Here is an 18,741-nt window from a genome sequence, read left to right on the forward strand (position 1 = left end):
GGCGGCGCACGGGAGACGGTGTCCCCGGAAGGGACCGCTGACTACTCGGCGGTCTTGTCCTCAGCGGGGGCCTGCTCGGGGGCGTCCACCGGGGAGTCCTCGGAGGTGACCTCGGCCGGAGCCTCGGCGGCGACCTCGTCGGCCGGGGCCACGGTCGGGGTCTCGGCCGGGGCCTGCTCGGCGGCGGCCTCGGCGGCGGCCGTCTCGCTCTTGCCCTCGAGGAGCTCGCGCTCCCACTCGGCCAGGGGCTCCTCGGCGGCCTTCTCCTCGGTCGCGCCGGAGGCACCGGAGCGGACCAGCAGACCGTCGGCGACGGCGTCGGCGACGACGCGGGTGAGGAGGCTGACGCTGCGGATGGCGTCGTCGTTACCCGGGATCGGGTAGTCGACCTCGTCCGGGTCGCAGTTGGTGTCGAGGATCGCGACGACCGGGATGTTCAGCTTGCGAGCCTCGCTGATCGCGATGTGCTCCTTCTTGGTGTCCACGATCCACACGGCGCTGGGCACGCGGGACATATCGCGGATACCACCGAGGGTGCGCTCGAGCTTGTCCTTCTCACGGCGAAGGTTCAGCAGCTCCTTCTTGGTGAGCGCGGAGCCGGCGACGTCGTCGAAGTCGATCTCCTCCAGCTCCTTGAGACGCTGGAGCCGCTTGTGCACGGTGGAGAAGTTGGTGAGCATGCCGCCCAGCCAGCGCTGGTTGACGAAGGGCATGCCGACGCGGCGGGCCTGCTCGTCGATGGCCTCCTGCGCCTGCTTCTTCGTGCCGACGAACAGGATGGTGCCACCGTGGGCGACCGTCTGCTTGACGAACTCGTAGGCGCGGTCGATGTACGCCAGCGACTTCTGGAGGTCGATGATGTAGATGCCGTTGCGCTCGGTGAAGATGAAGCGCTTCATCTTGGGGTTCCAGCGACGGGTCTGGTGCCCGAAGTGGACGCCGCTCTCCAGGAGCTGGCGAATCGTCACGACTGTGGCCATGACCTGGTCCTCCTTGCGGTGGCGGAGGGGTGCTCCGCCGTCGGTTGATCCTGACGCCCCGGCCGTACCGCCACCCCGCCGAAGCGGTGTGGACCGTGGGTGCGGCCCCTCCCGGAGGAGGCGTGTGGGCGTGCGTATTGTTGGTTGGTCCAGCGGACCACAGATGATTCTATCCTCCGCGGGACACACCCCGGAACAGCTCCGTGCCCAGGCAGATCACTCGGGCACCGGGGCCCTTCCACGAGGGGTTCCCGGACCTCCGGGGAGTTGTCCACAGATCCGGATCGGCGGTGGCGGATCCGGGCCGCCGAGCGCACGCTGGAAGTATGAGCCCTCGCTGCCTCTGGCACCTCCTGCTCTCGCTCTCCCTCCTGCTCCTGCCCGTGCTCTCCCACCGGACCACGCCCTCCTGGCGCTGGCCGGTGGATCCCCCCGCCGAGGTCCTGCGTGGCTTCGACCCGCCCGCGCAGCCCTGGCTGTCCGGCCACCGGGGCGTGGACCTGGCCGCCGAGCCGGGGCAGCCGATCCATCCGGCGGGCCCGGGCCTGGTGCACTACGCCGGTCGGATCGCGGGGGTGGGAGTGGTGAGCGTCTCCCACGGGGACCTGCGCACCACCTATCTGCCGGTGGACGCCTCCGTCGCCCGGGGCGACCTGGTGGACGACGAGCCGTTGGGCACGCTGTCCGCCGAGCCCGTGCACTGCCCGGACCGCCCCTGCCTCCATTGGGGACTCCTCCGCGCCTCCGACTACCTTGACCCCCTCAGCCTCCTGGGGCGGGGCGAGGTCCGCCTCCTGCCCCTGCACCGGACGGCAGGGGTCGAGTGGGGCGGAGCGGGCGGCCGGACCGCGCTCCCGGTCAGGCGGCCGGGGGCCTTCGGGCCCCAGCCGTCGCGGACCGACCGTCGGGGACGCGTACCGGTCCGTCACCTGACACGGCCCGGGGTCCGGGAGGCCCCGGCGGGCGGAGACGGGTCCCCGGTCAGGCATCCCAAGGGCAGGGAGCACAGGCACAGACGGCCCCGGGCAGGCATCCCAAGGGCAGGGAGCACAGGCGGAGGCGCGACCTCGGGCGGGCGACCGAAGGGCGGGGGGTACCGGCACAGACGGGTCCCCGGTCAGGCATCCCAAGAACGGGGGCACAGACGGAGACGCGCCACCATGGCCCGTCGGTGCAGCGCGTACTCAGGCGCGGGGGTGGGCCTGTTGGTAGGCGGTCCGCAGGCGCTCCACGGAGACGTGGGTGTAGATCTGCGTGCTGCGCGGGCTGGAGTGGCCGAGGAACTCCTGGACGCTGCGCAGGTCGGCCCCGCCGTTGAGGAGGTGGGTGGCGGCGGTGTGGCGCAGGCCGTGCGGGGCGGAGTCCACCCCGGCGGCGCGCAGGTGGGCGTGGACGTCCTCGCGTGCCTGGCGGACGCCCAGGCGGCCGCCCCGGGCGCCCAGGAAGAGGGCTCCGGTGGGGGTCGGGGACGCGAACTCGGGGCGGCCCCGGGTGGTCCAGGCGTCCACGGCGTCCAGGGCCGGGGCGCCCACCGGGACCGTGCGTTCCTTGTCGCCCTTGCCCAGGACCCGGACGGTGTTCCGAGAGCGGTCGAGGTCGGTCAGGTCCAGGGCGCAGAGTTCGGCCACCCGAATGCCGGTGGCGTAGAGCAGCTCCACCACCGCGTGGCGGCGCAGCTCCACCGGAGTGGTGGGTGTGGGGCCCTCCAGGGCGGAGGCGGCTTGTTCCTCGTCCAGGACGGTGGGGAGGGAGCGCTGTTGACGGGGAGTGGCCAGGCGGGGGCCGGGGTCGGTGGCCAGGATTCCCTCGCGGTGCAGGTAGCGGGTGAGGGCGCGGACCGCCGCCACCCGGCGGGCGATGGTGGCCCGGCTGGCCCCGGCGGCTCGGGCTCGGGAGAGCCAGCCCCGGACGAGGGGGACGTCGAGGTCGGCCGGGGTGTGGCCGCTCTCGTCGAGGTGCTCCAGAAGGGAGGTGAGGTCGGCCAGGTAGCCGCGCACGGTGTGCGGGGATCGGCCCAGTTCGCCGGACAGGTGCGCGGCGAAGCGCTCCAGGAGGCCGGGGGTGCTCAAGCGCGCTCCCTCGGCAGACAGGCGACGGCGTCGATCTCCACGTGGAAGCGCGGGTCCACCAGGCCGCTCACCTCGACCAGGGTGGCCGCGGGCCGGTGGTCTCCGGGCAGGGAGTCCAGGAGGGCGGAGCGGAACTCGTCGAGGTCGGTGATGTGCCGGAGGTAGTAGGTCAGCTTCACCACGTGGGTCAGGTCGGCCCCGTGCCGGGCCAGGACGGCCTCCATGTTGCGGAAGATCTGCCGGGTCTGTCCGCCCGCGTCGCCCGCGACGTCACCGTCGGGGGCCACCGGGACCTGACCGGAGACGAAGAGGAGCGGACCGTCGGCCAACAGGGCGTCACTGTACGTTCTGGCCATGGTCGAACCCTACCCAGGCAGGAGCTCCGGCACCCCTCAGGGCATCGTGAACAGCGCCAAGGGGAAGTACCCGAAGTGACTCGGGCGGCAGACCGCGCCCGGGGACACGGGGTCCGTCGCGGAGTCGGACCCGTGCCCCCGTGGCGGCCGTGTGGCTGGTCAGGTCTGCTGACGGAGGTGATCCGGGACGACCCTCCGAAGGAACCCTCCTACGCGGCGCTCGGTTCCCACTGCGTGTCCAGGTCGTCAGCGGTGATCCGCAGGAGCTGGCCGTCGGCCCGCAGGATCGCCTCGTGGAGTCGCCGCAGCGGCATGGTGGGCTCCACACCGAGCTCGTGGGCGAGGCGGAGCCGGGTTCCCCGATAGATTCCCAGCGCCTCGGCCTGGCGGCCCGACCTGTAGAGCGCGAGCATCAACAGGGCGAGCAGTCTCTCCCGGTACGGGTGCAGAGCGGCGAGCTCGGTGAGTTCGGGCACCAGACGGGCGTGGTGCCCCCGGTCGAGGTCGATCTCGATCCTTTCCTGGTTGGTCAACAGCCTGAGTTCCTCCAGCCGCCGAATCTCGTTCGCCACCACTCCGCTGTTGGGAATATCCGAATACGGTCTTCCCCGCCACAGCCCCATGGCGTGGCAGTACATTTCGGAGGCCTGCTGGAGCTCGCTCCGGCCGCGCGCCCTCCGTGCGAGGACGACCGTCGACTCGAACCTCTTCGCGTCGACCTCCGCGCTACACAACTCCATGCGATATCCCGGGCCGTCCCGCACCAGACGGCCGCTGTCGTCCAGCACCTTCCGCAGCCGGTGGACGTAGACCTGCAAGGTGCTGCGGGCCCCGTCCGGTGGCGTTCCCTCCCAGAGGGCCTCCGCCAGTTCGTCCAGCGAGAGCCGGTGCCCTCCCTGGCTCAGCAGTACGGCCAACAGACGGCGCAACATGGGGGCCCTGAGCACAACCGGAACGCCGTCCCGATAAATGACCAGCGGTCCCAGAATCCCGAACTCAATCACGTCGCCTCCTGTTCGGGAAGTGCTCTACCCATCTCCGTGCGTCCGGAACGGGCCAGCTTTATCACTACTTTAGGTGGCAAATCATTGCCGGCGGTTACCTTCAGCACGTGTTGAAAGTAGGTCGAAAGACCTGTTCGGCGCAACCGGACAGTAATCGAGGTGTAAGCGACTTCCCGCATGCTGGGGACAGCGTCGACTGAAGCCTGCCAAGAAAGAGCGAGATGAACTCTGACGGGCGACCCCCCGCTCCACCGGGAACTTCGGGAGCCTCGCCCCTGTGGCTGCCGATGACCTCGATGTCCATGTTCGAGCGGGGCGGGACGACCCTCGTGGAGGGCGACGGCGTCCGGGTCCGGGACGAGGCCGGGAACAGCTACCTGTCCGCCACGTCCGGCCTGTGGAACGTGACCTGCGGCTGGAACCATCCCAGGATCGTCGACGCCGTCACCGATCAGCTGCGCCGGTTCTCCTACGGGACGCTGTTCCGCTACGGACACGACGTCGCCCGCGACCTCGCCGCCCGGCTGCTGGAGATCGCGCCCGGACGCTTCGACCGCGTCTACTTCTCCTCCTCCGGTTCCTCCGCAAACGAGGCGGCCGTGAAGGTGCTGCGCCGGTACCGGAGCCTGATCGGGCAACCCGAGCGCCGTCTGGTGGTCTCCTTCGACGCCCACTCCTGGCACGGGACCGGGATCGGCGCCATGGCCCTGACCGGGGAGGACCTCGACCAGGACGAGTACGGGGTGGACCGCCGGTGGAACCGGCTGCTCCCCTACCCAGACCCCTTCGCCGCCGAGCGCGGGCTGGGCCCCGACGAGCGGACCTGCCGTGCGGCCCTGGCCGAGCTGGAGCGCACCGAGGGCGACCAGGTGGCCGCGGTCATCGTCGAACCCGTCCTCTGCTCGGGCGGCGTGCTCATGCCGCCGGAGGGCTTCCTGGAGGAGGTCGCCGCGGCCACCGAGCGCATGGGAGCCCACCTGATCGTCGACGAGGTGGCCACCGGGTTCGGACGCACCGGCAGGATGTTCGCGACCGAGCACACCGGTGTCCGGCCCGACGTGGTGACCATGTCCAAGGGCATCAACAGCGGGTACCTCCCGCTGGCCGCCACGCTCTTCCCCGCCGAGGTGTTCGAGGCCTACGAGGCCTCGGGGACCTACCTCACGCACGGGGAGACCCAGTCCGGGAACCCCGCCGCCTGCGCCGCCGCCCTCGCCACCCTGGACGTCATGGAGGACGAGAACCTGGTGGAGCGCTCCGCCAAGGCCGGGGCCCGGCTGCGGCAGCACCTGGACACGCTCCTCGAACTCGACATCGTCGGTGAGGTGCGCGGTGAGGGCCTGGCCCTGGCCGTCGAACTGGTCCGGGACGGGGAGAGCCGCGCGCCGCTCTCCCCCATGGACATGGCGATGATCAGCCACCTGTGTCAGCGCAACGGGCTCCTGGTGCACCTGAGCCGCCGTTGCCTGCTCCTGTTCCCCCCACTGGTCGTCACGGACGCCGAAGTGGACGAGATCGCGGCCCGGCTGACCGGCGCGTTGAAGGCGGTGAGGTCACGATGACCGACACGGGTTCCACCATCAACCCCCACTGGTGGGTGCCCACCAGGGTCGACTTCGGCGCGGGCCGTCTGCGTGACGTGCCGCTGGAGATCGAGCGGACCGGCCGCCCCGTGGCGGTCGTGGTCGACGAGTTCGCCGCGACCTCCGTGCCCGGTGTCGCCTCCCTGCTGGAACGGCTCGCCCCCGAGGTGACCGTCCGCCGCGCCCCCTCCACTCCCACCCGGCAGGAGGCCGCGGAGCTGGCCGACCGTCTGCGCGCGGAGGGTGTCCGCTCCGTCTGCGCGATCGGCGGCGGAACGGTGATGGACCTGGCCAAGGCGGCGGCCGCGGCCGTGGCGCTGCCCGGACTGCTCACCGGCTGGAAGCCCGGCGGCGGGTTCGTCATGCCCGAGCCCGTCACCCGGGGCGGTCTGCCCGTGGTGGCGGTGCCGACCACGGCCGCGACGGGCAGCGAGGTGAACGCCAAGGCGAGCCTGGCCGACGGTGCCGACCGCCGTTTCCTGGTCCACTGGTCCCTGTTCCCCAGGGTCGCGGTGATCGACCCGATGCTGCACACGTCGCTGCCGCCCGCCCTAACCGCCGAGGGCGCCCTGGAGACGGTCGCGCGGCTCCTGGTCCCCATGGTGTCGGACCCGCCCACCACGGCCCTGCCCGACGAGGTCGCGATCGGCCAGATCAGGGCGGTGATCCCGGCCGCCGAACGGGCGCTCGCGGACGGCGACGACCTGGAGGCGCGCGGCACCGTCGCGCTGGCCGCCAGCGTCAGTACCTTCACGCTGCACCAGATCGGCCGCCACCTGCACTCGTTCTGGGTCTGGTACCCGACCAACACGCTCACCGCCCAGGGGCTGCGCAAGGGACCGGCCCTCGGTGTCCTGTTGACCCGGTGGGCGCGGATGGTGGTGGACGGCGACAAGCTGGCCGGTCACGCGGACCGGCTCGCGGAGCTGGGCGGTCGGGCGCTGGGCCTGACAGGTGGGTCGGTGACCCCGGTCGAGGTCGCGGACGCGCTGGCCGACCTCCTTCGCCGGTGGGGCTTCCCCACCGAGTTCGAGGAGCTGGGCCTGGATGCCACCGCCGAGGAGCTGACCGAGCAGACCTGGCGCGCCTGGTCCGAGCCGCTGCGGCCGAGGACCAGGGAGCAGGTGCGTTCCCTCTTCGAGGGTGTCTAGGCCGACCCCCCTCGGACTCCGGGACCGTCTCCGACCGGCCCCGCCCTCGCAGGACCGGAGTACGTCGGACCGCCGCCCGCGCAGCCCCGCCGCGCGGGCGGCGGTCCGCGTGCGGCGCAGCCCACACGTGCGGTCGTCTCTCCCGCGACGGGTTGGCGGTCCCGCCCCCGAGGAGCGCTCACGGAACGCTCACACGTGAGACAGACACGTGAAGGCCGGGCCGGTCGGGAGGTTTCCCGACCGGCCCGGCCCCCTGCGCGCCCGGTCCCGACGGCATCCCCCACCACCGGGACCGGGCCGTATCACGGCGCCGCCTACAGCGGCACCTCCAGCGAGGCACCGACGTGGGCGGCCACGCCGATGGGCGCCACGCACATCGTGGAGGCGTCGGGCAGTCCCAGGTTGCCCTCGATCCCCGGGCCGTCGTAGGCGCAGAGCGGGAAGGTGCCGAAACCGCGGTCGGCGGCGACCAGGGCCGCCGCCTGGAGGGAGACACCGATCGCCACGGCACCCACCCGGAAGGCGCCCGGACCGTGCCGGCGCACCAGCTCCGACAGCTCCAGCACCGGGACCACCACACCGGCCAGCGACAGGTTGAGCCTGTGCCCCGGGGCCCCGATCCGGGTGGCCACCCTCGGGTCCTTGGGCGGGACCAGCCTGCCGTGTCCGCCCAGGGGCGCCAGCACGGAGTCGACCGCCTCCGCCACGGGAGCCAGGTCCTCGGCGGAGGGCGGAGGCGCCACGAAGCCGCCGACGGGGCTGCGGCGGCGCAGCATCGCCCGCTCCGGGTCGCGCGGCATGGTGATCTCCCCGAACTCCAGCTCCGGACCGGGCTCGGACCGGCGGGCCGCGCACAGGACGTCCTGCGGGTAGCGGTCCGGGACCGGCGGGACCCGGACGGGGGCGGGGTCGCTGGCGGGGGTCACCGTGCGGGTCGGTCCGACCGTGACGACCGCGAAGGCGATCTCGGTCTCGTCGCCCAGGTCCAGGATGTGCTCGATCTCGTCGTCGACGAAGGCCAGCCGGGGCGTGCACTCCCAGTCGAGGCTCCGTCCCGCGATCAGCAGCTGCGCCAGCGTGTGGCCGGTGTCCAGCAGGTGCAGCCGGTGGGCGAACTTGCCGTACCGCCCGGTGGTGCGCTCCAGTCGGGTCGTCAGCACGATGGTCAGGTCGGAGACCGCGCCGCCCAGGGCCCGGGCCAGGCGGGGTCGGGGGTCCTCGGTGGTGACCTGGGTCAATCCGTGGTGGACCGGGTTGTAGCGGTGGGCGCCGACCGGCAGCCCGGACTCCCCTCCCGAGAGCAGCCACAGGTCCACCGGGTAGGCCGCGCCGCCGCTGGCGACGAGCCGGAGCAGCGTGGTCATCACGTGCTGCTCGTCGAACCCCCATCCGGGGGCGCCGGTGGGCAGGAAGGCCCGTGCTCCCGAGACGGTCAGGAACCGGTGCCGTGCGAGCCCGTTGCCGGTGGCCAGCATGCGGGAGATGCGGTCGACCGGCCCGTCGGGGCCGCTCCCGGGGCGGGGCAGGGCGTGCTCGGCCACGCCCGGCCGCCCCGCCCGCGTCGGGTACAGCTGGTACGCCCCCGACACCTGCGGCAGTTCGCGGTCGGCCAGGTACGCCAGGACGGTGTCCCGGTCGGCGTCGGTCGCTGTCGTGCGCTCGGCCGTGCTCATGAGTGCCCTTCTACGAGTTCGGTCGCGCCCGAGGCCACCATCGCCACGGCGTCGACCCCACGGGCCTGCTCCACCGCGTCAGCGACGACGTGGCAGTACAGGAATCGGTCCACCGGGCGGACGCCGATCCGCGCCAGGTGCAGGTACAGGAGGTTCAGCGCCACCCGGTAGCGGAGGAACCAGGGGGCCCCGCGCAGGGTCCGCTCGAAGTCCCCGGAGCCGCGCAGGGTCCGGTGGAAGGCGCTGTGGCGGGTCTGTTCCTCGGTCGCGCCACCGCCCTCGCCGCCCCCGCCACCGGCGAGGGGACCGTCGAGGTCGAGTCGGCCGTCCGCGAGCAGCGGCCGTGCCGCGTCGGCGGCCCGCACGAGTTCGCGGCCCACGGAGGCGGTGAGGTCGTCCAGGTGCTCGGCGGCCCCTTCGGCGTGGGCCCGCACCCGCCGCACGAGGGGTTCCCGCAGCCGCGCGGAGCGTTCGTCGAAGAGCGTGCGGACGGCCCCGGGGTCGGGGCTGCCCATGATGTGCGCCTCGGCGTGGGAGCGGTAGGAGACGAACCCGCGTTCGAGGTAGCCGCCCACCTCCCGCGCCATGAGCAGCATGAGGTCGACGACGTGGGTGCTCAGGGAGGGGCCCTCGCCCACGGCCATGGTGAGCGCGGCGTCGGCGGTGCGTTCGTGGAAGCCCTCGAAGAGCGCCACCGCGTCGGGCGTGCCGAGCACGTGCAGCCGGGGGTCGTGCGGCTCCTCCTCGACGGTGTTGTCGGGCTGCTGAGGTTCGAGCGGCCCGTACTCCCGTTCGCGCTCTGCCAGCAGCCGGTAGGTCTCACGGAGCGGTTCGGGGTCGATCACCGTGGTGGACGGGTGGGCGGTCAGGGCGGCGCCCAGGTGGCGTTCGGCGGCGGGGCGCACGATCCGCTCCCACGTGGCGTCGTCGGCGTCCACGACGATCCGCAGGTGCGGGCCGCGCCGCCAGTGCCGCGCCCAGTGGGCGGACAGGCCCTCGGCGGCCAGCTCCGCGAGCAGGGGGCGCACCCCGGCCCGCAGCAGGGGCGCGGGGTCGGGGTCGTGGTAGGCGACCCGGAGTCGCCGGGCGGCCGTCACGGCCGCACCGACACGGTCTCGGCCAGGGCCAACCTGAGCAGTTCCATCACCAGTGCCTCCCGTTCCATGTGGACCCCGAGTCGGTTGTTGTGCATGTGCAGCGCGGAGAGGGTCACCATCCCCCGGTCGAGGTGGGCGACGTCCTCCGGCGCCGTGCCCTCGGGCGGCTCCAGCAGGCCGCGCGCCTCCACGTCGGTGAGCCCCTCCTGAAGCCGCTGGCAGGCGCGCAGCCACTCGCCCTCGCCGCCGCTCGGTGACGTGGTCAGGGCGTGCCGGACGAGGTGGCGGACGCGTTCCCCGGACCGCTGCCAGGACTGGTCGACGACCCGCTGCCACTGGGCGCCGATCCGCTCACCGATCCAGCGGCCGACCATGTGGTCCACGAACCGGTGCACCCAGCCCGCGTCACCGACCGTCGCCAGGCCGCTGGCCATGCACCACACGGCGCGGGCCACCGGGTCGGTGGGGGTGCCCACGTACGCGAGGGCGTCGCGGCTGGACGCGGTGAAGAACTCCTCGACGTGCCCCATCGCCTCGGGACCGCCGTACATCCCGGTCTCGGGCCGGTACGGCTCCCAGGTGAGGGTGTTGTCCGGCAGCAGGTCGCCGCCGGTCTCGTCGCCCGGGTTCCCGATGAGGCCGGCGAGCCGCTGGTAGTCGGCCGGGTCGGCCGCGGAACGTGAGGGCCGTCGTGCCACCAGGTCCTCGAACCGGCTCCGGACCTCCTCGTGCGCGGTCTCGCGGTCGGCGGGGTCGGGCACCCACAGGCGGAACCTGACGTGCGGGCCTCCGGTCCAGTAGCGGACGTAGAACCAGCGCGGCGCGCGGTCGCCCAGCGTCCGCACGGTCGGCGCGACGACGGAGGTGACCACCTCCGCGAGGTCCTGGTTGTAGTAGCAGTGGGCCGTGATCCAGCTCATGCGCGGTCCCCCGGTAGTTCGACGGCGTACTCCACGACCCGGTCGGTGCCGAACACGTCCGGCTCGGCCTCCTGGAACAGCAGCAGGTCCCGTCCCCTGGACATCCGGGCCAGCTCCTCGATCCCCCACCAGGAGCACAGGTCCAGCGGGCGCGGTTTGCGGTCCTTGGCCTTCTCCATGACCCGTTGGGTGGAGTCGACGACGTCGGCGGCCCGTGCGAAGACGACGTCGGGCAGCCCCAGGTCCCGGACCCTGCGGCGTACGCGGGTGAACCGGTCGAAGTCGTCCCCCTCGCACAGGTCCAGTTCGGCGCGGGGCACGATCCAGCTCCGGCGCTCCATGAGGATCCCGCCGACCCGCAGGCGCGGCAGGACCGACATCTCGGACGGCTTCGGGTTGACGTACAGCGACCGGGCCCGCCCCACCAGCGCCCACGCCTCGGCCATGGGGGTGGTCAGGTCGAGGAGGAAGCGCAGCACGGGAGGGAACCAGTAGCGGCCCATGGTGCCCCGGTGGACGAGCAGCACCGGGCGGTCGGCCGAACGCCACCACAGGGTCGGGAGTCCGGCCGGGTCCATGCGGATTTCGAGGTCGGCCGGGCGGACCCGACGCTCGGGAGGCCGTGAGGGGACGCACCCCGGCCAGACCAGCTCGTGTCCTGCGTACGGCGCGACCCGGTTGAGGGAGCTGCGGAACAGGCCCGCCACCTCGACGAGGAGGGGTCCGTCTCCGTCGTCGTGCGGGACCGGCGGCTCCGACCAGCGGCGGACCCGTGAGCCCGCCGTCTCGTGCCCGGGGGCGGCCGCGTTGAAGGCCACGGACCCGTCCGCCAGTGGCTGGAGGAACAGGGTGGTGGGGTGGTCGTCGGGCAGCCAGGCGGGCCCGGCGTCCAGCAGCCGGTCCAGGGCGTCGGTGTCCGCGTCGAAGGCGGGGCCGCCGCCGTCCGGCGGGGTGAGGAGTCCGAGCAGCCCGGCCTGGAACCGGCGCAGCTCCTCGATCCGGGGTACCCCGGTGTCCGCCAGGTGGAAGGGGTTGTCGCGCAGCCCGTGGAGGCCAACGGTGTCGGGGGCGCCCTCAGCGGCGTTCCCGGGCACGGCGGCCTCGTTCCAGGCCAGCCAGGCCTCCAGCAGCCCCACGCGGGCACCGGTTCCGAAGCGGCGGCCGAGCAGTTCCGCGATGGCCAGGCGGCCGGGCAGGGCGCCGTCGAACACCGACACGAGGCGCCGGACCCGGTGCAGGTCGCGGTCGAGCGCCGACCAGTCGGGGGTCCGGGGCGGGGTGGACCATCCGGGGAGGACGTCCTCGTAGCAGAGGTACTTGCCCGGGATCAGGGACGGGTCTCCCCCGGCCTCGGTCAGGGCCGCGCCGACCGCCGACCGCAGGCGTCCCAGGGACAGCCACCGGTCACCGGGCGCGTCGGCGGCCTCGACCTCGCGCGCCGCCGCGCCGACCCTCCTGACGTGGGACTCCTCGGGGAGTCCGAGCCGGTCTGCCGCCTCGGTCAGACGGTCACGTGCCTGGTCGGGCACACCGAGGTCGCTCTGGAGGAGTCCGGCCGCCACCAGCTGCCCGAGCATCGACTCGGCCTCGGCGGCGGACGCGCCGGACTCGGAGGTGAGGAACCCGGCCAGGTCGGCCGGGGAGGCGCCGTCCTCGGCCCGCCGGGCGAGCGCGAGCAGCCAGGGGCGGGCGGGTACGCCCACGCAGCGGCCGTCCGCGTGCACGACCACGACCCGCTCCCCCATGACGGTCAGGGTGGGGTTGGTCCGCAGGAACAGCGGCCCGTGCGCGGTCGCCAGCAGGCGCTCCAGCTGGAACTCGACCTCGGCGTTGAGTTCGAGGTGGCGGGAGAGCCCCTCCGGCGCCGGGACCTGGACGGCCTCCGCCGATCCGACCTCCGTCGATCCGACCTCCGGCGCGGCTCCGTTCCCGGCGGGGAGCGGTCCGGCGGTGGTCAGGGTGGAGAAGGGGCTGGTCTTCAGCGCGGTCCGCAGGACGTAGTTGACCACGCGTCTGCGGGTGTTGAGGTGCTCGGGGGCGCCCGGCGGCCCGGAGAGCCAGGCCTCGACGTCGGGGAACAGGGCGTCGCTGGCCATGGCGAGCGCGCGCCGGAAGTCCTCGTCCCGGACGAGGTCGGCCAGGCGTTGTTCGGCGGCCGACGTCTCGGTGCGGAACGCCTCGTGGGCCTCCTCCCAGCCCCGGTCCAGCGTCTCGTGGTCGGCGACCAGCCGGGCGTGGAGTTCCCGGGCGGGCGCCGACAGGCGGGCCAGCGCCGCCTCCGACAGCGCCTTGGGGGCCCGCCCGTTGTGGACGGCCCGACGGCAGGCCAGCAGCGCGCGGCGGACGGCGCGGTCCTCGCACCCGCCCACCGCCGTGTGGATCAGGTCCGCCAGTTCGCCGCCCCGGCGGTCGAGGTCGTCCCGGAACGCGTCGAGGTCACCGAGGCGGCGGGCGGTGTCGGTCAGCTCTCCGACCCGCGCGCCGCCGCTGGGCAGGCCCGCTACACGTGCAACGATCAAGGCCGCACCCTCGTCCCCAGGTGCCAGGGCGCGTTGGGCTCGCCCAGTACCAGAAGAAACACCGGAATCTCCCGTTCGCCGTCGATCCCCAGCAGGCGGGCGCACTCGTCGGCGTCGTAGCTGTTGGTCACCCTGGCGGAGAGCCCGTGCGCGGCCGCTGCCAGGGAGACCCGCTGCGCCACCACTCCGGTGAGCAGCTGGGTCGCGCGGAAGGCACGCCTCGGGTGGTGTTCGAGCAGCCGCTCCGTGTCCGCGGTGAGGGCCACCATCAGCGGTGCGGTCCGCGCGTTGATCTCCGTCCGCCACACGTCCATGGCCTGGAACGGGGGGCGCAGGTCGCCGTGGCTCACGGTCCGCAGCGCGCCGTCCACGAGGCGGTAGTGCCCCTGCGGCAGGTCCGTGACCGCGCCCGCGATCACGTGCACCCCCACCTCGGGCGGCGCGGCCTCGTGCCAGAGGTCGTCGGCGGTCGGCCGGGCCGCGTCGAGCAGGAGGTCGGCCACGACCCCCAACGGCACCGGCTTCGCGGTGGGCAGGAACACGTCCGGCCCGGAGTCGCGGCGGACCACCGCCGCCCCCGTGTCCGTACCGCTCTCCCGGCGCAGCGGCGCCAGCGGCAGGTCGGACCGCGAGCCCGGGGCCGCCGGTTCGGCGCCGACCAGCGGGGTGCTGGCCGGGGCCTTCACCGGCTCCAACTCGACCGGGTCGTTCAGCCGGGAGGCCCGCTCCACGGCCAGGGTCCGGTAGCTGAGCGCGGGCTCGATGCCGTTGCCGCCCGCCACCGGGACCACGGTCCGCCTCGGCGGTACCGGTGCGGCCGTGCGGTGACCGGGCTCCGTCGGCACGTCCGCGCCGTCCCAGAGGGGCAGGAGCGCCAGCACCGACTCGGAGTCGTCGTCCGGCAGCGCGAGCAGGCGGGCGACGGCCTCGTCGAGGAACCGGAGCCGCGCGTGGCCGCCCAGGCCCAGGGCGGAGGCCACCACCTGGAGGTTGCCGAGGACCAGCCCGGCCTCCTGGGTGACCAGCCGGTAGGCGTAGTTCCGGTACCGGAAGGCGGTCTTGCCCAGCCGCGCGGTGACGATCAGGACGGTGCGCGCGCCGTCGAGCTCCGCCGCCGACGCGGCGGCCAGTTCGGACAGGCCGACGTCGTCGCGCAGCTCGGAGAGCTCGTGGTGGGCCGGGTCGTAGCGGTGGACGCCTCCCGGCGCCGCGTCCGACCACACCGCCAACTCGACCGGGTAGAAGCAGCGGGCCGAGGCCACCGTCCGGTGCCACGGCCACTCCACCTGCGGGCCGATGTCCATGCGGGAGAAGCCGTAACCGTAGAACAGCAGCTCGCCCAGCCGCTCCAGGTCCGACCCGTGATCGGGGCCGGACCCGCCGGGGCCGGCTCCGGGACGCGTGTGCTCGTCCCGGAGCGCGGCCCCGAGCGGACCGATGCGGTGACGCGGCCCGGAGGGAAGTCCGAACCTGCGCCGTGGCACGGCGGGGCGGGTGAACAGCGGGGGGCGGGCGGGGTCGTCGAGTCCGCCCTGCCCCTCCGCGTGGATCGCCTGCCACCGGTAGTGCACGTCGTACAGGTACTCCCGTACCAGGGTCGCGTCATCGTCGTCGGTCACGGGTACCGCCGTCGTGTCGGTGTGCGTGTCCGTCATGGGAACGGGTGCGGGTCGGGGTTCACGTCGTCGAAGCCCTGCTCCGCCGCCGCCGCGAACACCCGGTCGAGTCCGCGCACACGACGGAACCTGTTGCCGAAGGTCATCGGCAGCATCCCCGGCACGATCACCTTCACGCAGAACAGACCGCCGGCCCTGTGCTCGGGGGTGGTCTGGTCGACCACCAGCACCTCCAGACCGTGCTGCCGCAGCCGCTCGACGGTGTCGTTGAGCAGCGCCTCCAGGTCGGTCGGACCGTCGGCGTGCAGGCGCGGGTCGGGCTCGGCCATCTCCCGCTTGGGACCGTCGAACAGGAACGCCAGCCGGTCCTGGGCCTCGGGCCTGCCGTTGAGCTGGCTGTGGTGCAGCATCGACGTGCACAGGTCGGGGTCGTCGACCATGCGCCTGGCGAGGTCCTGCACGTCGGCGGGCTCGTCCTGGTGCTGGGCGATGATCGGCGCCAGCTCCAGGAGCCCGGCCGCCACCGCGTCCTCCATGTCGAAGTGGGAGGCGGCCGCGCACAGGAAGCGGGCGTAGCCGTCCCGCTCCCGCTCGTCGACGACGCCCACCCACACGCTGGGGATCCCGTGCTCGGTGGTGGTGTCCCAGGCGTGCGCCGTGTACCCGGTCAGGCGCTCGATGCGCTCCAGCAGGAGCGGCACCGTGGTCCCCTTGGCTGTGCTGAGGTCGATCTCGGCCGGAGTGCGGCGCGAGTACCAGGTCATCAGGAACGCGTCGCGCTCGATGACCTCCATCAACCCGTGCAGGATCGTCTCCGGCATGGATCCGCCGACCGCGCAGCCGTTGGACACCTCGTACAGGAACCGGGGACGGTCCGGGCGGACCAGCCGGGTGCGGTAGTAGGCGTAGGTCTCCGGAACGAGGACCGGCCGGTCATGGGTGAGGGACCGGCCCCAGACCCAGTCCAGCTCCGACTCCTCCGTCCACCGCTGGCACGGGAAGCCCTCCTCGTCGTAGCGGTGCTCGTCGTGCAGGCCGAGCCGCCGCAGGTCGAGCGCCTCGGGAAGGTCCTTGTAGGCGCCCGTGACCACGCTCCGGTGGCCGGACGGGCTCATCCCGCCCCAGCGCTCGACCGCCTCCGCGACGGCGGCGGTACCCGACTCCCGGTAGGAGGGGGTGCGGCCGATGCCCTGCTCGATGTCGGTCGAGTTCCGCAGGCCCAGCGGCGCGGTCATGTTAGGGAACACGCCCCCGCCGTACTTGAAGAGGGTGCGTACGAGGCCGACGTCCCGGTCCACGTAGGTCGGGAGGAAGGACGCGTCGTCCACCAGGGACTTGGTCCGCATCGAACCCGGCTTGTGGGACAGCGAGGTGCTCGGCACGAGCGTTTCGGTGTCCTCGGGGTTGTCCTCGGGCAGCGCACCGCACACGGCGCACAACGGATCGGGCAGGAGCACCGCGCGCCGCACGCCGAGGCCGATCAGCCGGACCACCATGACCGATCGCCGCTCGGACGTGTCCTGGTCCCGGTCCAGCTCGACCAGACGGCCGGCGACCTCGGCGGCGAACTCGGCGTGCAGGTGGGTGAGCGCGGGCGGCGCCCACCGGCGCAGCCGCTCCGGGTCGCGGCGGTCGATCTCGGCCATCGGCTCCGGGAACTCGCGGGCCAGCAGCAGCCGCGACTCCAGGCACTCGGGGCAGCCGGGAAGGTCCTCGCGCACCACCGGCCCGACGTAGAGCCGGTCCCGACGCGCGAGCACCGGAAGCACCGGCCCGCTCCCGGCGGGGATCTCCGGGAGGACACCGTCCTCGCCGACCAGCACCGTGTACTCCGGGGGGACCGCGGCCCTGAGGGCCTCGGCCAGGGCGCCGGTGCCCACCACGGTGGGCGCGGTCGTCAACGACTCGGTCACAGCTCCACCACCCTGACCAGGTGCGGCGTGGCCGTGCGCAGGACGGGCTCGCCGTCCAGTTCCACGATCCCGAGGCGGTGCCCGCGCGCGGCCACCAGCTTGACCGCGTCCTCGGACGTCAGCGTGTGACCCGTCAGCGGGGCGGCCGAACCCTCGGGCTCGGGTACGCGGTCCGGTCGCGGGGGCAGGGTGACGGGGTCCTCCCCGCACTGCACGGAGGTCGTGGCGCGGATGACCGCCGACGAGGCGGCGGACGCCAGGTCCCGGCCGGAGGCGCGGGCCAGCGGTCCGGAGTCGGAGGCGACGAGGACCGTGGGCAGCTCGGCGTCCAACTGGAAGAGGCGGACACTCGACCGCACGAGCAGTTCCAGACGGTGCAGCTGCTCCCCGACGAGGTCGGGGAGGTCGTCGCGACCGATCAACGGAGCCCTCTCCGGGACGGGCACGACCCGCTCGGCGGCGTAGTCCAGCACCGCCTGGGAGAGCGCGGACTCACGGTCCAGCGCCGCTCCGACACCGGGAACGTGGGGGTCGGTGATCCCCACCGGTTCGACCACCGGGCCGGGCTCACCGCTGACGAGGTCACGGGCGGGGCCGCTCGCCGGGTGCGCGGCGGCCAGGCGGCCGAGAGCCGCCAGCGTGGCGCCGTGGCGCGCCTCGACGAAGGCGTCGGCCACGCCGAGGACGTCGCTGGTCTCCCCGCCCTTGGCCAGACGGGCCACGGCGACGCGCAGCGGCAGCTGCTCCGGGTGCTCCTCGATCTCCAGGAGGGGACCGGTGAGCGGGTCGAACAGTTCGGCGGCGGCGAGGGAGAACGCCTCGCTGTCGATCGCCACCCGAGGGTCGCTGACGGGGGCCGTCCCGCCGCCGACCGGCAGTACGCGCCCGGTCTGGGACTCCAGGGTCTCCAGGTCGATGCGCTCCACCTCACCGGAGACCGGCGCGGGGTAGGCGCCGGTCACGGCACGGAAGGCCGCGAACAGCGCGGTGTTGGCGGGCACGCCCACGGCGGGGCCGCGCAACCAGGTCGAGGGGCCGACGGGCAGTGCGCCGGTGTCGGTCAGGCGCGCCTTGGCGTCGGCCCAACCGGCCGCGCCGCCAGGGATCGGACCCACCCAGGCGGTGTCCCGGGTCACCAGGACCGGCAGGAGCGGGGCCGTGCAGGCGTCCGCGACGGTGTCGATCAGCGCCGGGTCCTCGGTCAGCACGACCACGAAGTCGGCGGCGGACACGCTCGCGGCGAGGTCGGCGGCCGGGGTCTCGACGAGTTCGAGGGCCGGGTCCTCCTCCTTCATCGCCGCGAGGTCGGCGGCGCGCGCGGCGCGGGCGTCGGTGTCGCCCGTGGGGTCGACGACCTCCACGCGGGCACAGCCCAGGTGCCAGGCGGCGCGCGCGGCGGAGTCCGCCAGCGGGGCCTCCCCCACGATCACCATGCGGGAGCCGCGCCAGGTCTGGAACCGGGCCGGGCCGGAGTCGCACCGGAAGTCGACGTAGGCGATCTCCGCCTGGTAGCGCTTGAGTTCCGCGTCGGTCAGCGAGTGCGACAGGTCCTCACTGACGTCGCGGACGAATCCGTTGCGTTCGAGCAGCCCCACCAGGTCGGTGGCCATCTTCTGGTGGGCGGGCGACAACCCCGAGGTCAGGTCCTCGAGCGGAACGGAACCGTCCAGGCTCGGCGCGAGCAGTTCCACCCACTGATAGATCGATCCACCGCGCAGCGTCACTGACCGCGCGCTGTCGATGATGAAGGCCCCGTCCGCGGTCGGGACGTAGTAGACATCTGGCCGGAGTTTCGGTCGCATCCGCGCCCCTCTCTTCTCTCTCACCGTTACGAGGGGACGGCCCCGGCACGGGATTCCG

13 protein-coding genes and 1 pseudogene are annotated in these 18,741 nt (G+C 73.4%); 3 read left to right on the forward strand and 11 right to left on the reverse strand.

Features of this window, described 5'->3' with window-relative positions:
- Nucleotides 1-41: 41 nt before the first annotated feature.
- Complete coding sequence (rpsB, locus tag AC0VYL_RS22650) at nucleotides 42-980, reverse strand: 30S ribosomal protein S2 (RefSeq protein ID WP_378740803.1); 939 nt, start codon at nucleotides 978-980, stop codon at nucleotides 42-44.
- A gap of 326 nt (nucleotides 981-1,306) precedes the next feature.
- On the opposite strand from rpsB, the pseudogene AC0VYL_RS22655 reads away from it, so the two are divergent.
- A pseudogene (locus tag AC0VYL_RS22655) lies at nucleotides 1,307-1,681 on the forward strand (peptidoglycan DD-metalloendopeptidase family protein); the annotation flags it as partial.
- 483 nt (nucleotides 1,682-2,164) lie between these two features.
- Here AC0VYL_RS22655 and AC0VYL_RS22660 read toward each other — a convergent pair.
- The 3 genes from AC0VYL_RS22660 to AC0VYL_RS22670 all read right to left on the reverse strand — a co-directional run bounded on the left by AC0VYL_RS22660 (nucleotide 2,165) and on the right by AC0VYL_RS22670 (nucleotide 4,337).
- On the reverse strand, nucleotides 2,165-3,049 hold the full coding sequence (locus AC0VYL_RS22660) for a tyrosine recombinase XerC (protein WP_475455764.1): 885 nt from the start codon (nucleotides 3,047-3,049) through the stop codon (nucleotides 2,165-2,167).
- The gene (locus AC0VYL_RS22665; protein WP_378740808.1) at nucleotides 3,046-3,405 is read right to left on the reverse strand and encodes a RidA family protein; all 360 of its coding nucleotides are present in this window, start codon (nucleotides 3,403-3,405) and stop codon (nucleotides 3,046-3,048) included. The genes AC0VYL_RS22660 and AC0VYL_RS22665 overlap by 4 nt, the downstream gene beginning before the upstream one ends.
- Before the next feature lie 209 nt (nucleotides 3,406-3,614).
- Nucleotides 3,615-4,337: an AfsR/SARP family transcriptional regulator gene (locus tag AC0VYL_RS22670; RefSeq protein WP_475481436.1), complete on the reverse strand. Its 723-nt coding sequence runs from the start codon at nucleotides 4,335-4,337 to the stop codon at nucleotides 3,615-3,617.
- Between the two features lie 368 nt (nucleotides 4,338-4,705).
- Here AC0VYL_RS22670 and AC0VYL_RS22675 point away from each other — a divergent pair, with 368 nt between their 5' ends.
- A complete protein-coding gene (locus AC0VYL_RS22675) occupies nucleotides 4,706-5,971 on the forward strand; it encodes an aminotransferase family protein (protein ID WP_475481437.1) in 1,266 nt (421 codons plus the stop codon).
- Nucleotides 5,968-7,143: an iron-containing alcohol dehydrogenase gene (locus AC0VYL_RS22680; protein WP_475481438.1), complete on the forward strand. Its 1,176-nt coding sequence runs from the start codon at nucleotides 5,968-5,970 to the stop codon at nucleotides 7,141-7,143. The genes AC0VYL_RS22675 and AC0VYL_RS22680 overlap by 4 nt, the downstream gene beginning before the upstream one ends.
- A gap of 314 nt (nucleotides 7,144-7,457) precedes the next feature.
- Here the strand turns inward: AC0VYL_RS22680 and AC0VYL_RS22685 are convergent, their stop codons facing one another.
- Genes AC0VYL_RS22685 through AC0VYL_RS22715 form a run of 7 tightly spaced genes read right to left on the reverse strand, consistent with a single transcriptional unit; the run spans nucleotide 7,458 to nucleotide 18,683 of the window.
- Nucleotides 7,458-8,816 carry a SagB/ThcOx family dehydrogenase gene (locus AC0VYL_RS22685; RefSeq protein WP_475455772.1) on the reverse strand — a complete coding sequence of 453 codons (1,359 nt, stop codon included), beginning with the start codon at nucleotides 8,814-8,816 and terminating at the stop codon, nucleotides 7,458-7,460.
- Nucleotides 8,813-9,913: a thiopeptide maturation pyridine synthase gene (locus tag AC0VYL_RS22690; RefSeq protein WP_475481439.1), complete on the reverse strand. Its 1,101-nt coding sequence runs from the start codon at nucleotides 9,911-9,913 to the stop codon at nucleotides 8,813-8,815. Before AC0VYL_RS22690 ends, AC0VYL_RS22685 begins: the two co-directional genes overlap by 4 nt.
- Nucleotides 9,910-10,833, reverse strand: coding sequence for a thiopeptide-type bacteriocin biosynthesis protein (locus tag AC0VYL_RS22695; protein WP_475481440.1), 924 nt, complete (start codon nucleotides 10,831-10,833; stop codon nucleotides 9,910-9,912). The genes AC0VYL_RS22690 and AC0VYL_RS22695 overlap by 4 nt, the downstream gene beginning before the upstream one ends.
- On the reverse strand, nucleotides 10,830-13,352 hold the full coding sequence (locus AC0VYL_RS22700; protein ID WP_475481441.1) for a lantibiotic dehydratase: 2,523 nt from the start codon (nucleotides 13,350-13,352) through the stop codon (nucleotides 10,830-10,832). The genes AC0VYL_RS22695 and AC0VYL_RS22700 overlap by 4 nt, the downstream gene beginning before the upstream one ends.
- Nucleotides 13,349-15,007, reverse strand: coding sequence for a SagB family peptide dehydrogenase (locus tag AC0VYL_RS22705; RefSeq protein ID WP_475481442.1), 1,659 nt, complete (start codon nucleotides 15,005-15,007; stop codon nucleotides 13,349-13,351). The genes AC0VYL_RS22700 and AC0VYL_RS22705 overlap by 4 nt, the downstream gene beginning before the upstream one ends.
- Nucleotides 15,004-16,881, reverse strand: coding sequence for a TOMM precursor leader peptide-binding protein (locus AC0VYL_RS22710; protein WP_475455782.1), 1,878 nt, complete (start codon nucleotides 16,879-16,881; stop codon nucleotides 15,004-15,006). Before AC0VYL_RS22710 ends, AC0VYL_RS22705 begins: the two co-directional genes overlap by 4 nt.
- The gene (locus AC0VYL_RS22715) at nucleotides 16,878-18,683 is read right to left on the reverse strand and encodes an NAD(P)-dependent oxidoreductase (protein WP_475481443.1); all 1,806 of its coding nucleotides are present in this window, start codon (nucleotides 18,681-18,683) and stop codon (nucleotides 16,878-16,880) included. Before AC0VYL_RS22715 ends, AC0VYL_RS22710 begins: the two co-directional genes overlap by 4 nt.
- Between the last annotated feature and the right edge of the window lie 58 nt (nucleotides 18,684-18,741).

It is taken from the genome of Nocardiopsis sp. iso_238 (genome assembly GCF_056173325.1).

Excerpts from the sequence above, each read along its gene's own strand:
- AC0VYL_RS22715 (WP_475481443.1), bottom strand. The coding sequence starts at position 18,683 with ATGCGACCGAAACTCCGGCCAGATGTCTACTACGTCCCGACCGCGGAC.
- rpsB (WP_378740803.1), bottom strand. The coding sequence starts at position 980 with ATGGCCACAGTCGTGACGATTCGCCAGCTCCTGGAGAGCGGCGTCCAC.
- AC0VYL_RS22675 (WP_475481437.1), top strand. The coding sequence starts at position 4,706 with ATGTCCATGTTCGAGCGGGGCGGGACGACCCTCGTGGAGGGCGACGGC.
- AC0VYL_RS22670 (WP_475481436.1), bottom strand. The coding sequence starts at position 4,337 with ATGTTGCGCCGTCTGTTGGCCGTACTGCTGAGCCAGGGAGGGCACCGG.
- AC0VYL_RS22695 (WP_475481440.1), bottom strand. The coding sequence starts at position 10,833 with ATGAGCTGGATCACGGCCCACTGCTACTACAACCAGGACCTCGCGGAG.
- AC0VYL_RS22685 (WP_475455772.1), bottom strand. The coding sequence starts at position 8,816 with ATGAGCACGGCCGAGCGCACGACAGCGACCGACGCCGACCGGGACACC.
- AC0VYL_RS22665 (WP_378740808.1), bottom strand. The coding sequence starts at position 3,405 with ATGGCCAGAACGTACAGTGACGCCCTGTTGGCCGACGGTCCGCTCCTC.
- AC0VYL_RS22680 (WP_475481438.1), top strand. The coding sequence starts at position 5,968 with ATGACCGACACGGGTTCCACCATCAACCCCCACTGGTGGGTGCCCACC.
- AC0VYL_RS22705 (WP_475481442.1), bottom strand. The coding sequence starts at position 15,007 with ATGACGGACACGCACACCGACACGACGGCGGTACCCGTGACCGACGAC.